At 63.8% G+C, this 12064-nt stretch carries 14 protein-coding genes; 8 read left to right on the top strand and 6 right to left on the bottom strand.

The window, feature by feature from the left end:
* Position 1: 1 nt before the first annotated feature.
* Positions 2-1126 (bottom strand): GNAT family N-acetyltransferase, encoded by a 1125-nt coding sequence (locus tag ACRECS_RS10555; protein ID WP_431582924.1) that lies wholly within the window; start codon positions 1124-1126, stop codon positions 2-4.
* 79 nt (positions 1127-1205) lie between these two features.
* Between ACRECS_RS10555 and ACRECS_RS10560 the strand changes: the two genes are divergently transcribed.
* Positions 1206-1667 (top strand): DUF2721 domain-containing protein, encoded by a 462-nt coding sequence (locus ACRECS_RS10560; protein ID WP_431582925.1) that lies wholly within the window; start codon positions 1206-1208, stop codon positions 1665-1667.
* Between the two features lie 14 nt (positions 1668-1681).
* Here ACRECS_RS10560 and ACRECS_RS10565 read toward each other — a convergent pair whose 3' ends face one another.
* The 3 genes from ACRECS_RS10565 to ACRECS_RS10575 all read right to left on the bottom strand — a co-directional run bounded on the left by ACRECS_RS10565 (position 1682) and on the right by ACRECS_RS10575 (position 4512).
* Positions 1682-3265, bottom strand: a complete 1584-nt coding sequence (locus ACRECS_RS10565) for an amidase (RefSeq protein ID WP_431582926.1) — start codon at positions 3263-3265, stop codon at positions 1682-1684.
* 514 nt (positions 3266-3779) lie between these two features.
* Entirely contained in the window at positions 3780-3929 is a 150-nt protein-coding gene (locus tag ACRECS_RS10570) for a hypothetical protein (RefSeq protein WP_431582927.1), read from the bottom strand.
* A 49-nt stretch (positions 3930-3978) separates the two neighbouring features.
* Positions 3979-4512, bottom strand: a complete 534-nt coding sequence (locus ACRECS_RS10575) for a hypothetical protein (RefSeq protein ID WP_431582928.1) — start codon at positions 4510-4512, stop codon at positions 3979-3981.
* Between the two features lie 105 nt (positions 4513-4617).
* Here ACRECS_RS10575 and ACRECS_RS10580 point away from each other — a divergent pair, with 105 nt between their 5' ends.
* Together ACRECS_RS10580 and ACRECS_RS10585 are read left to right on the top strand one after the other, a co-directional pair.
* Positions 4618-5892 carry an MFS transporter gene (locus tag ACRECS_RS10580; protein WP_431582929.1) on the top strand — a complete coding sequence of 425 codons (1275 nt, stop codon included), beginning with the start codon at positions 4618-4620 and terminating at the stop codon, positions 5890-5892.
* A gap of 52 nt (positions 5893-5944) precedes the next feature.
* Complete coding sequence (locus tag ACRECS_RS10585; protein ID WP_431582930.1) at positions 5945-6331, top strand: PRC-barrel domain-containing protein; 387 nt, start codon at positions 5945-5947, stop codon at positions 6329-6331.
* On the opposite strand, the gene ACRECS_RS10590 is transcribed toward ACRECS_RS10585, so the two are convergent.
* Both ACRECS_RS10590 and uvrB read right to left on the bottom strand, forming a co-directional pair.
* Complete coding sequence (locus ACRECS_RS10590; protein ID WP_431582931.1) at positions 6283-6816, bottom strand: hypothetical protein; 534 nt, start codon at positions 6814-6816, stop codon at positions 6283-6285. The genes ACRECS_RS10585 and ACRECS_RS10590 overlap by 49 nt on opposite strands.
* 8 nt (positions 6817-6824) lie before the next feature.
* The gene (uvrB, locus tag ACRECS_RS10595; protein ID WP_431582992.1) at positions 6825-9023 is read right to left on the bottom strand and encodes an excinuclease ABC subunit UvrB; all 2199 of its coding nucleotides are present in this window, start codon (positions 9021-9023) and stop codon (positions 6825-6827) included.
* 162 nt (positions 9024-9185) lie between these two features.
* Between uvrB and ACRECS_RS10600 the strand changes: the two genes are divergently transcribed.
* The 5 genes from ACRECS_RS10600 to ACRECS_RS10620 all read left to right on the top strand — a co-directional run bounded on the left by ACRECS_RS10600 (position 9186) and on the right by ACRECS_RS10620 (position 12058).
* Complete coding sequence (locus ACRECS_RS10600; protein ID WP_431582932.1) at positions 9186-9620, top strand: hypothetical protein; 435 nt, start codon at positions 9186-9188, stop codon at positions 9618-9620.
* Between the two features lie 2 nt (positions 9621-9622).
* A complete protein-coding gene (locus ACRECS_RS10605; protein ID WP_431582993.1) occupies positions 9623-10432 on the top strand; it encodes a ferredoxin--NADP reductase in 810 nt (269 codons plus the stop codon).
* A gap of 87 nt (positions 10433-10519) precedes the next feature.
* On the top strand, positions 10520-11053 hold the full coding sequence (locus ACRECS_RS10610; RefSeq protein ID WP_431582933.1) for a hypothetical protein: 534 nt from the start codon (positions 10520-10522) through the stop codon (positions 11051-11053).
* An 88-nt stretch (positions 11054-11141) separates the two neighbouring features.
* On the top strand, positions 11142-11666 hold the full coding sequence (locus ACRECS_RS10615) for a DUF3617 domain-containing protein (RefSeq protein WP_431582934.1): 525 nt from the start codon (positions 11142-11144) through the stop codon (positions 11664-11666).
* Positions 11663-12058 (top strand): VOC family protein, encoded by a 396-nt coding sequence (locus tag ACRECS_RS10620; protein WP_431582935.1) that lies wholly within the window; start codon positions 11663-11665, stop codon positions 12056-12058. The genes ACRECS_RS10615 and ACRECS_RS10620 overlap by 4 nt, the downstream gene beginning before the upstream one ends.
* The last annotated feature ends 6 nt before the right edge of the window (positions 12059-12064 follow it).

Below are 12064 nucleotides of genomic sequence, written 5' to 3' on the forward strand. Positions count from 1 at the left end.
TTCAGCTCTCCGCAGCGTCGGCGTCGGTGTGGACCGGCGCATTGCCGCTGCGCTCCCACACGCTTTTCAGCGCACGGCCGAGCAGTGCCGGCAGTCCCGGCCGCACCAGCAGCCAGTCGCGGATCGCCGGCCCCCGTTCGGCGCCGATAACGCGTTTATAGCCACTGTCGCCCGCACCCCAGTCGACCGTGCTGATCCCGTCCCCCAGTGCGCGGACAAGATTGCGGTAATAGAGCAGCTTGCCCGGCGAATGCTTACCGAAAGCTGGATCATAGCTGTTGGCGATGGCGTATTTCAGCGCCCCGGCATTGATGTCGAACGAGAAAGCGGCAGGTGTGCCATCGACGGTGAGCAACCCCGCCCACATCATCGCCGCCAATGCTGGGTCCGCCGCCGCGGCGCGCCAGAAAGCGCCGTGTCCGCTCTCGGTGAACTTCGCATCGCGGCCGTCGGTGCGCGCCGCGATCCAGCTCTTCTCCTCGACCGAGGCGAGTGCGTCGAAGCCGCCCGCCACCCAGTCTTCGCCGCTCAGGAAGCGCCAGTCGAGCATACCATGCTCGCCGAGATGCTTTTCGTGGAAGCGGTTCTTGCGCAGCGTCGAGTTGCGCGGCCAGGTGCCGTCGGTCCGGGCCGCTGCCATGTCGAGCCGATAGCTGTCAGCAACGAAACGGTCGAGCACCGCCCACCCCTTCGCCCGCGCTGCCACCAAAAGGGGTTCGAGCGATGGGTCGCCATCATAGACCGGGCCGATGCGCAGTGCGTTGATCTCTGCGCCGAGCCGTTCGACCAGCGCTTCAAAGGCGGTTGCGTCGGCCGATCGGCTCGCCGGGAAGCTGCGGAACGGCCAGTAACAGCCCGGCACCGCTGCCAGCCGCGCCGGCCCGGGGCCGAAGCGGACCATCGGCAGCCCAACGACCGGATTGCCGTCCTGCTCGATCACGATCGTGCGCGCAGCGCCACCATAGACCTGCAGCGCTGCCGCAAACCATTGATAGCGCAGGAAGCGGTGCGTCTCGGGTGCGGACTCGGCCACCAGGTCGAGCAGCCCCGACAATCCGTCGAGCGCGACCGCACGCGTCGTGGCGGGCAGGCGGACAAAGTCGTCGAGGCGCATCGGCTTGTTCATGCGCGCCGCTATAGGCGGCGATGCGTTACCAACCTGTTCAAGCTTGACCATATGAGCGCGCACACGTCACAGTCGCGCGATGTTCTCCACGCCCGCCGTCACCACCATCGCCCAGACGATCCAGCTCTCGCTCAGCCCGGTGTTCATGCTGGCCGGGATCGGCGCGCTGCTCAACGTCCTGGCCGGGCGTCTGTCGCGCGTGGTCGACCGCGCCCGGGCGATCGAGCAGTTGCACCCGCGCTCGACCGGGCCCGAGCATGATCGCCATGTATGGGAACTGCGCCTGCTCGACCGGCGCATGACGGTAATCAACCGAGCATTGGTGCTGGCAGTATCGAGCGCGGTGATGACCTGCCTGGTCGTCGCCGGCCTGTTCGTCGCCGAAATCGTCAAGCTTCACATCGGCACGGTCGTCGCGATCTCGTTCATCCTCGCCATGGCGCTGCTGATCGCCGCGTTGATCTCGTTCCTGATCGAAGTGCGCATGTCGCTGACCGCGATCCATATTCGGCCGGAATTGCTGGAACGGGAAAAGAATTGACCCTGCACTGAAACCTATCGCACTCCATCCAGCCCCAGCCCCAGATCGGCGACCGGTAGATATTTCGGCGCGACGCGTGCCTTGCTTGCCTGCTCATAGGCATAGCCCGCATTGAGCACAGCCTGGTCACCATAAGCGGTGGCGATGAACGACATGCCGACCGGCAGCCCCTTCACCAGCCCCATCGGCACGGTGAGGTGCGGATAGCCCGAAATGGCGGGCAATTCACTCGCGCTTGGTCCGTCAAAATTGTCGCCCGACACGCTGTCGCTGAGCCAGGGCAGGCCATAGGTCGGCGCGACGATGATCGTTGCCCCGGCGGTCTTGAGGATCGCATCGATCCCCTCGGTTCCCGCCAGCCGCAATGACTTGGCGCGCGCGCCGAGATACTCCGCATCCGCCAGGCCGCGCGTCTTCGCGGCCACAAGGAAGGTCTCCTGCGCGAAGAATGGCATTTCGGCCGCCTTGTTCGCTTCGTTGAAGGCAATGACCTGATCGAGCGTGCGCGTCTTCACGCTCGCCGGCGTCGATGCGAGATAGGCGTCGAGATCGGCCTTGAGCTCAGTGTGGAGCACATCGCCCTCGGCCTGGCCCATGCCGTCGAGCTTGGGCTGCGTCGCCTCGATCAGCACCGCCCCGGCCCCTTCCAGCGCGCGCAGTTCGGTTTCATATTTCGCCCTGAGCGCTTCGGGCATATCGGGGCGCAGAACGGCGATGCGCACGCCCCGCAAGCCGCCAGCAGACAAGGATCGGGCATAGTCGTGCGCATGATTGCCCGCATCTTTGGTCGCCGGGTCGGCCGGATCCGCGGCAACCATCGCAGAGAAGAGGATCGCGACATCGCGCACACTGCGCGCCATCGGTCCCGGCGTATCCTGGCTATGGCTGATCGGCACGACATGAGTGCGGCTGACCAGGCCGACCGTCGGCTTCAGCCCGGCAAGCCCGTTCATCGATGCCGGGCAGACCACTGATCCATCGGTTTCCGTCCCCAGTGCCGCCGCCGCGAAGCTCGCCGCGATCGCCGCGCCGGATCCGCTCGACGACCCGCACGAGCTGCGGTCGAGCGCATAGGGATTGCGGACCAACCCGCCGACCGCGCTCCAGCCGCTCATCGAATGGGACGAACGAATATTGGCCCATTCGCTGAGATTGGTCTTGCCGAGGATCACCGCGCCGGCCTTGCGCAATCCGGCCACCACCGGCGCGTCGCGGTGGGTGACATTGTCCCTCAACGCCAGGCTGCCTGCCGTGGTCGCGATCGGATCGAGCGTTTCGATATTGTCCTTGATCAGGATCGGAATGCCATCGAGCGGGCCAAGCGTCTTGCCGCCCTTACGCCGCGCGTCGCTCGCCCTGGCTTGCGCGAGGGCATCGGGATTGACCGCGATCACCGCGCGGAGCGTCGGCCCGGTACGATCCATCGCTGCGATCCGCGCGAGATAGGCGCGGGTGATCGCTTCGCTCGATGCGCTGCCCTTCGCCATCGCGGCCTGGAGGTCGGGGATCGAACGCTCATCGACCGCCGGCGCGGCCCGGGCAGAGAATGGGACCGCGATGGTGACCGCCACACTGAAAGCGAAGTGAAGAACGCGCATTATGCCCCAATCCATCTGCCGATCCGCAGCGATCACGGAATGACCATGGCTGGACTGTGCGGGACGGTTGAACCGAGGACAAGCCCGGGGCGAAGAATGAAATGGCATGTGCCAGACATGAAAAGAGGCTGCCGATGCCCCATCAAGGGCACCGGCAACCTCCTGACATGGTCAGCGGCCGGAAGCTCCAGCTTGGGAGACCATGCGAACCGCTAAGCTCCGATAGACGGCGACGTTGATTGGGGGAAAATACCCCCCGCCGTCATCCCAAAGAGCTAGCGGCGCGTCCCCCGAACGAACTGAACCGACCCCATTGCTGAACCATGAGACATCGGATCACCTCCTTTCGCTTGTTGAAACGGCGCACCCTGCTTGGGCGCAAACCCTATGTGAATCATCCGAATCGCATATACAAGTCTTGTAATTCACTGCGATTTCGACGATTCTCTTTCGTCGCCCAAATCGGGGCGAGCCCGCCGCGCTGATCTGATCGCGCTGCGCCCACTCCCCGCCATCAATGCCGTTTGAAATACTGCACCTCGCGCTCGTGCTTTTCGGCTGCCGCGCGCGTGTCGAAGGTACCGAGATTGCGGCGCTTGCCGGTCTTCTCGTCGACCTTCCTGGAATAGAGCCGGTATTCGCCGGACTTGAGCTTGCGGATCATGGCCTCGCCTCCTCGTCCGCATAACGCACCAGGCGGTAAGCCTATCCGTCTAGCGGCGGCAATCCTCCGTCACGCGCAGGATCTCGGCCCAGGCGGGCAAGACCAGCGTGGGAAGTCCGGGCTGCTGCACCACAAACCGTCCCCGACTGAAACCGATCGCATCGAGCAGACTGTCGCGCGCGTTGATCGATACGGCAAGCGCGGCGGGCGTCCCGCCGGTCGCGGTCGTATTGAGCGTGCGCATCACGGTCGAGGTGCGGATCGTCATTGGCACCGCGCCGACAGCGGTGCCCGACCGCGAGAGACGGATCGCTCCCGAGTCACGATCACAGCGCAGCGCCAGCACCGCATCGGTGCCGGGAACGCCGAACTGCGCGACCGAACCCCGCCCGTCCTGGCGATAGACCCAGTCGCCCGGCGTGAACGGCCAGTCGCGCCAGTCGCTACTGAGCGGCACGGGTGCCGGCGCAGGGGTTGGCGTCTGGATCGGGACAGGCCGGGGCGCAGGGCGCGGTGGCGGCTTGGACGGCGCCACGCACCCTCCCAACACGACGAGCAGGGCGAGGATGGGAAGCGAACGCATGACAGCGTCTATGGGCGAAGCCTGCCGCGGGCTCAACCGCCCCACGACTATTTCCTTGGCGAACGTGCCGGGATGAGCGACGTATCCGATCAGGAGAGGTCATCTATGGCGCTTGATGCGAAACGGCTGAAATCGATTATCGGCGGGTCGGCCGGCAATCTCGTCGAATGGTATGACTGGTACGCCTATTCCTCATTGTCGCTGGTGTTCGCCGCGACCTTCTTCCCCAAGGGCGACCTGACCGCACAGCTGCTCGGCACCGCGGCGGTGTTCGCGGTCGGTTTCCTGATGCGGCCGATCGGCGCATACATCATGGGCCGCTATGCCGACACGCATGGCCGCAAGGCCGGGCTTGCGCTGTCGGTCGGGCTGATGTGCGCGGGCTCGCTGATGATCGCCTTCGTGCCCGGTTACGACACGATCGGGATTGCGGCGCCGGCGATTTTGCTGATCGCGCGCATGATCCAGGGCGTGTCGGTCGGCGGCGAATATGGCGCCAGCGCAACCTATCTCTCGGAAATGGCGACGCGCGACCGGCGCGGTTTCTGGTCGAGCTTTCAATATGTCACGCTGATCGGCGGCCAGCTGACCGCGCTGGCAGTCGCGGCAATCCTCCAGGCGACCCTCAACAAGACGCAGATGGCGGATTGGGGCTGGCGTATCGCCTTCGTGATCGGCGCCGTGCTCGCGCTGGTCGTCTATGTTCTGCGCCGGCGCCTCGCCGAAACCGAAGCGTTCGGGAAGCTCGATGCGAACCGGCCTAAGTCCGGCCTGCTGGCGCTGTGGAAAGCGCACCCGCGCGAATTCATCCTGGTGGCCGTAATCAGCGCCGGCGGCAGCTGCGCCTTCTATGCCTACACCACCTATATGAAGACCTTCCTGACCAATACTAGCGGCTTCGCGGTGCAAACCGGCACTTTCATCATGACCGCCGCGCTGGTCGTGTACATGCTCGCGCAGCCTGTATTCGGGCTGCTCGCCGACCGGCTGGGGCGCAAGCCGATGCTGCTGCTGTTCGGCTTTGGCGGCATGATCGTCTCGGTGCCGGTGTTCAGCATCCTGGCGGCGACCCGCGATCCGGTGGTCGCCTTTGCGATCATCCTGGTGCCGCTGATGCTGCTCTCCGCCTACACCTCGATCAGCGCGTTGGTGAAGGCGGAGCTGTTCCCGGCGCATATCCGTGCGCTGGGTGTCGCCCTGCCCTATGCGATCGGCAATGCGGCATTCGGCGGGACAGCGGAATATGTCGCTTTGTGGTTCAAGCAGGGCGGGATCGAAGCCGGCTTTTACTGGTATGTCACGGCGATCATCGGTGCTGCGACCATCGCCTTCCTGATGTTGCCGGAAACCAAGCGCACCAGCCTGATCGAGGAAGACTAAGGAACCGCACGGCGCGGAAACTGTTACGCAACCGACTCCAAGGGGGAAATTCATGTCCAAAGCGTCAGACGAACCGACCCAGTTGCTGATCCAGTCGAACAAGGTCGATGTGATGCCGGTGCGCAGCCGTGATGGCGACAAGATCGGCTCGGTCTACGCCTTCATGATCAACAAGCGCAGCGGCCAGGCGGTCTATGCCGTGCTGACGATCGGCGGGTTCCTGGGCATGGGCAAGGCCTATTACCCCCTGCCGTTCAGCCTGTTGTCGTTCGACGCGGTCGCCGACACCTATATCGTGACGATCGACCGCCGCGTGCTCGAAGGCGGCCCGAGCTGGGCAGCGAACGCGCCGGTATTCGATCAGGCCTATGCCGACCGCGTGGCGAGCTATTACGGCGTCGGCAAGGAAGACCTGTCGCTGGGGACGGCTGCTGCCTGAGCGTCCTGGCGTGCGCGCCAGGAGATGCATTCCTGATTGAAGCGCGCAATCATCGGGCTTGGCGGCACACTCCTGGTCCAGCCGTCATCGGTCGTTATGACGATCGGCGTGCGTGCACTGGCGAGACGCTGGGCCAGAGACTTCATGGCCAGATCCGTCGCCGCATCCGCTGCCTTCGGTGTCAGAAGCAGCGAGCGTTCATGGGCGCCTTTAAATGCCGGAAACTCCTGTTTTTTGCCGTCGATCTCTACGGTAAAACTTGCCACCCGCGCGCCGTAATCACCGCCCAGGAGCAGAAATAACGGATATTCCTGGCAGGTGCCGCCAAATACCATCTGTGGCGGCCCGAAACCATAATAAGCCCGCGGTGATCCATTGCCCCAGGTATAATGCCAGCCCGCTTCCCATCCCCGCTGAACCGGCGCATTCGAGAAGCTTGTCTGGCGATCGCATGCCGTCACGGCCGCGAGAGTGGCAATGAGCAAGGCCCCCCTCAAGACCGCCGCCCGCTGCCACCCATGCGCATCTTCTGGCTCTTGCCGTAACGCGTCTTGCGCGTCCCCGGCTTGCCTTCGTTCGAGCGGCCCATCAACGGCGCTTTCTGCTGATCGACCGGCAAGCCGAGCTCCTCCTGCTCCAACTGGCGGATCTCGTCGCGCAGCCGGCCTGCGGTCTCAAATTCCAGGTCAGCCGCGGCGGCGCGCATTTGCTTTTCGAGATCCTCGATATACGCGCGGAGGTTGTGGCCGACCATGTGCGGCCGATCCTCGTCGATCTCGATCGTCACCTGGTCGCGGTTCGACACATCCTTGATGATGTCGCCGATATTGCGGCGGATCGTCTGCGGCGTGATACCGTGCTCGGCATTGTAAGCGAGTTGCTTTTCGCGGCGGCGCCCGGTCTCGTTCATCGCCCGCTCCATCGAGCCGGTGATACGGTCGGCATAGAGGATCACGCGCCCATCGACGTTGCGCGCGGCACGGCCGATAGTCTGGATCAGCGAGGTCTCGGAGCGCAGGAACCCTTCCTTGTCGGCATCGAGGATCGCAACCAGCCCGCATTCGGGAATATCGAGCCCCTCGCGCAGCAAGTTGATCCCTACCAATACGTCATAGACACCAAGCCTAAGATCACGGATCAGCTCGATCCTCTCCAGCGTCTCGACGTCCGAATGCATGTAGCGGACCTTGAGCCCGGCCTCGTGCATGAACTCGGTCAGATCCTCGGCCATGCGCTTGGTCAATGTCGTGACCAATGTGCGATAGCCGGCCTCGGCGGTCCTTTTCGCCTCGACGATCAGGTCCTGGACCTGCTCCTCGACCGGCTTGATCTCGATCGGCGGGTCGATCAGCCCGGTCGGACGAATGACCTGCTCGGCGAACACGCCGCCGGTCTGTTCCATCTCCCATCCGCCCGGCGTCGCCGAGACATAAGTCGTCTGCGGCCGCATCGCTTCCCATTCATTGAAGCGCAGCGGGCGGTTGTCGATCGCGCTGGGCAAGCGGAAACCATATTCGGCCAGGGTCAGCTTGCGACGATGATCGCCGCGCGACATGCCGTTGATCTGGCCGATCGTCACGTGGCTTTCATCGACGAACAACAAGGCGTTATCGGGCAGATATTCGAACAAGGTGGGAGGTGGCTCGCCCGGCATGCGGCCGGTGAGGAAGCGCGAATAATTCTCGATCCCCGCACAGCTACCGGTCGCAGCGATCATCTCGAGATCGAAATTGGTGCGCTGTTCGAGCCGCTGCGCCTCAAGCAATTTCCCTTCCGGCACCAGTTCCTTGAGCCGCTCCGCAAGCTCGAACTTGATCGCTTCCATCGCCTGTTTCAGCGTCGGCCCCGGCGTCACATAGTGCGAGTTGGCATAGATGCGGACATAGTCGAGGCTCGCGACCTTCTTGCCGGTCAGCGGGTCGAATTCGACAATCTCCTCGATATCGTCGCCGAAGAAGGACACCCGCCACGCCGTGTCCTCATAATGCGACGGGAAGATTTCGAGATTGTCGCCCTTGACGCGGAAATTGCCGCGCTGGAACGCCGCGTCGTTGCGCTTGTACTGCAACGCGACGAGTTTGCGCACGATCTCGCGCTGATCGACCGACTGGCCCTTTTTCAGGTCGAAGATCATCGCCGAATAGGTTTCGACCGAGCCGATGCCGTACAGGCAGGACACCGAGGCGACGATGATCACGTCGTCACGTTCGAGCAAGGCGCGGGTCGCCGAATGGCGCATCCGGTCGATCGCCTCGTTCACCGAGCTTTCCTTCTCGATGTACGTGTCGGACCGCGGCACATAGGCCTCGGGCTGGTAATAGTCGTAATAGCTGACGAAATATTCGACCGCATTGTCCGGAAAGAACGACTTGAACTCACCATAGAGCTGGGCCGCGAGGATCTTGTTCGGGGCGAGGATCAGTGCGGGACGCTGCACCGCCTCGATCACCTTGGCCATGGTGAAGGTCTTGCCCGATCCGGTGACGCCGAGCAGAACCTGGTCGCGTTCGCCCGACTGGGTCTGCTCGACCAGTTCCGCGATCGCGGTCGGCTGGTCGCCCGAGGGCGTATAATCGCTGACCAGCTTGAACGCCTTGCCCCCTTCCGCTTTGGGCGGGCGCGCCGGGCGATGCGGAATGAAGTTCTGCCCGGTTTCGGGTTCGTCGAGACTGGTGCGAATCTGGATGGCCATGGGTTGAATATGGGGTCGAAAACGGCGATCGGCAACGCACGGCACAGCGACGATCGGCATGACCTTCCTGCTCCGGAATCTGCGAATCTTCTTTAAAAAGCTATTGCGACTTACTCTCATTATCGATAGTCGCGCTCCCAATCGTCACGAAGGAGTCGCGCCATGTACCGTTTCGTCGACCGCCCACTGACGCAGCTCGACGACGAGATGGCCTTTCTGGTCGCAGCGATGCGGACCTGGGTCGAGGCGTCCTCGGCGGGCCGCTGCTCCTGCGCCGCGTTGCGCGCACCGTTCGCGAAACGGAACATGCTGGAGGCGCTGCCGGATTTCGGCATGGCGATGGCCGCGCTCAATATCGACGGCCTCGCCCGGCTGGTCTTTGCACCGCCCGGCTATGTCCTGGTCAATGACGACGAGGCGCGGCTGCTTGCGCTTTTCTCCGCCACGCGCGCACCCGATCCCGGTCCGCTTCGACGTCAAGCCGCCAGCCTGGTGGCGGAAGAAGCCGTGCTGTGCCTGATGCTCGCGGTCGAGCGGGTCGGCGCCGCCCTCCCCATCCCGACCGCTGCCCATCGCAGGAACGATAATCAATCATGAACATGTACGTCCGCACGCCCCAGCTTATCCCCGATCATGCGGCCTTCGCGACCAGCGACGTGCGCTGGGTGCGGCACTGGAACGAGCATCTGTTCAGCTTCGCGATCGACCGCCCGGCCAGCTTCCGCTTCCGCTCCGGCGAGTTCGTGATGATTGGCCTGCCGGGCGAGGCGCGCCCGCTGATGCGTGCCTATTCAATCGCCAGCCCGGCCTATGCCGATGAGCTGGAATTCCTGTCGATCAAGGTGCCGGACGGTCCGCTGACCGGGCGGCTGCAGACGATCCATGCCGGCGACCAGGTCTATCTCGGCCGCAAGCCGACTGGCACCTTGGTGTGCGACGCGCTGCTCCCGGGCAGCCGGCTGTTCCTTTTTTCCACCGGCACGGGACTTGCGCCATTTCTCAGCCTGGCGCGCGACCCGGACATTTATGACCGCTTCGCGCAGATCATCCTGGTGCATTGCGTGCGGCGCGTGAGCGATCTCGCTTATCGCGACGAATTGACCGCGCAACTGGCCGGCGATCCGCTGGTCGGCGATCAGGCGCTGCTCCAGTTCCATTATATTCCGACCTGTACGCGCGAGCCGTTCCATACCACCGGACGGATCGGCGCGCTGATCGACGATGCGACCTTGTTCGGACCACCGATCGGCGGCCCCCGCACGCTCGACCCGGCCACCGACCGGGTGATGCTGTGCGGCAGCACAGGCATGATCCGCGATCTCGGCGCGATGCTTGAAGCGATCGGCTTCGATGAAGGATCGAACGCCAATCCCGGCCGCTTCGTGATCGAGCGCGCTTTTGTCGATTAACTGACCGGCGGATCGCGAATCCGGATTGCCAATATCGCAAGATCGACCCACCATCGTGCCAACGAGGGCGTATAAACGGGGGGAGCGATGCGAACGGTCAAATTGCTTGGTTGCGCCTGCCTGACGCTGTTCGCGCTGAGTATTTCGGTGAGCCGGGCGGAGAACCCGGTCTCGGTGCCGGCAGACAAGGTGATTGCCGCAATGGGCCTTAAGCAGGGCCGTTGGCATACGGTTCTGAAATGGGAAGATCTGACGATCAAGGCGACCGATCCGGCTGCAGCTCCGCCGGCGGGGGCAGCTGAGATGCAGAAGAAAATCGGCACGACGTTCGAAACCGATGATTGCATCGGCAGCAGCCTCGCCGCCAATGGCGACCTGATTCTGCCGGGCATCGGCATCGGCGGCGACTGTCTGAACACGATCCAGATCGGCGGCGGCCATATCAGCCTGTTGTCGTCCTGCGGTACACCGCAGCGGGGATACAAGGCAGTGGTGAATTTCAACGGATCCCATACGCCGACCATGATGACCGGCGTTGCGGATGTGAATGCCTCGGTGCGGGGGGTTGATACCACGACGAAGCTTTCGCTTGTCGCATCCTATGCGGGGGATTGCCGGTGACTCGCCTGCTCGCCGCTTTGGCCGTGCTGAAGTCCAAGCAGAATCTCAGCCTTACGTAGAAACTCAACATCATAATGGAGGAACGGGAATGCGAATTTTGATGGCTGCCGTGACGGCATCGGCACTGCTGGTCGGCGGATGTGGCGACAAGGCGCCGGTGAAGCGTCAGCCCGGTAGCTGGTCGCAGAAGGTCGAGATCGTCCGGCTCGACGGCAAGAACAACCCGCCCGAAGCCAGGGCGCAGATGCAGAAGATGTTCGACATGATGAGCAGCATGTCGATCTGCCTGACGCCCGAGGCGGCGGCGAAGGAAGATGTCGCCAAGGAAATGGGCAAGATGAGTTCGGGGGGGAGCAAGTGCACCTTCGACAAACAGGATCTGACCGGTCAGACAATCGCGCTGAGTGGAACGTGCGAGGCTCCCAAGGGACGCTCGCTCAAGATCCAGATGAATGGCAGCAGTACCGCGACCGCGCAGGACGTCACGATGAAGATGGAACGCTTTACCGCCGGCGCCAGCGAGGGCGTGATGGAAATGCGCGTGCGCAGCAGCCGCACGGGCGATTGCAAGCCGGGCGACATCACGCCACCGGCCAAGGGCGCAGGGCAATGATTGGATACGCGACACTCGGCACCAATGATCTGGACCGGGCGCTGGTCTTTTATGACGGGCTGGCCAGCGCCATGGGCGGCAAAAGGCTGCTGACCATGCCCGATGCGCGCGGCTTCACCTTGTACGGCGCGGGCCGCGACAGGCCGATGCTCGCGGTGACCAGGCCTTATGACGGCGGCGCGGCAAACCCCGGCAATGGCACGATGGTCGCGCTGGCCGCGGACAGCCGGGCACAGGTCGATGCGATCTATCACAAGGCGATCGAACTGGGCGGCACCGACGAGGGCGCGCCCGGCCTGCGGGGCGGGGCCGGCGACCAGGCATTTTACGGCGCCTATTTCCGCGACCCCGACGGCAATAAATTCTGCGCCTATCGCACCGGCGAGGAATAGGACGGC

Origin of the sequence: Sphingomonas sp., from assembly GCF_050725575.1 — a bacterium.
Taxonomy (GTDB): domain Bacteria; phylum Pseudomonadota; class Alphaproteobacteria; order Sphingomonadales; family Sphingomonadaceae; genus Sphingomonas.

Coding starts and splice junctions, on each gene's coding strand:
- ACRECS_RS10585 (WP_431582930.1), top strand. CDS start 5,945: ATGTCCAAAGCGTCAGACGAACCGACCCAGTTGCTGATCCAGTCGAAC.
- ACRECS_RS10565 (WP_431582926.1), bottom strand. CDS start 3,265: ATGCGCGTTCTTCACTTCGCTTTCAGTGTGGCGGTCACCATCGCGGTC.
- ACRECS_RS10620 (WP_431582935.1), top strand. CDS start 11,663: ATGATTGGATACGCGACACTCGGCACCAATGATCTGGACCGGGCGCTG.
- ACRECS_RS10555 (WP_431582924.1), bottom strand. CDS start 1,126: ATGAACAAGCCGATGCGCCTCGACGACTTTGTCCGCCTGCCCGCCACG.
- ACRECS_RS10570 (WP_431582927.1), bottom strand. CDS start 3,929: ATGATCCGCAAGCTCAAGTCCGGCGAATACCGGCTCTATTCCAGGAAG.
- ACRECS_RS10580 (WP_431582929.1), top strand. CDS start 4,618: ATGGCGCTTGATGCGAAACGGCTGAAATCGATTATCGGCGGGTCGGCC.
- uvrB (WP_431582992.1), bottom strand. CDS start 9,023: ATGGCCATCCAGATTCGCACCAGTCTCGACGAACCCGAAACCGGGCAG.
- ACRECS_RS10605 (WP_431582993.1), top strand. CDS start 9,623: ATGTACGTCCGCACGCCCCAGCTTATCCCCGATCATGCGGCCTTCGCG.
- ACRECS_RS10610 (WP_431582933.1), top strand. CDS start 10,520: ATGCGAACGGTCAAATTGCTTGGTTGCGCCTGCCTGACGCTGTTCGCG.
- ACRECS_RS10560 (WP_431582925.1), top strand. CDS start 1,206: ATGTTCTCCACGCCCGCCGTCACCACCATCGCCCAGACGATCCAGCTC.
- ACRECS_RS10615 (WP_431582934.1), top strand. CDS start 11,142: ATGCGAATTTTGATGGCTGCCGTGACGGCATCGGCACTGCTGGTCGGC.
- ACRECS_RS10600 (WP_431582932.1), top strand. CDS start 9,186: ATGTACCGTTTCGTCGACCGCCCACTGACGCAGCTCGACGACGAGATG.
- ACRECS_RS10575 (WP_431582928.1), bottom strand. CDS start 4,512: ATGCGTTCGCTTCCCATCCTCGCCCTGCTCGTCGTGTTGGGAGGGTGC.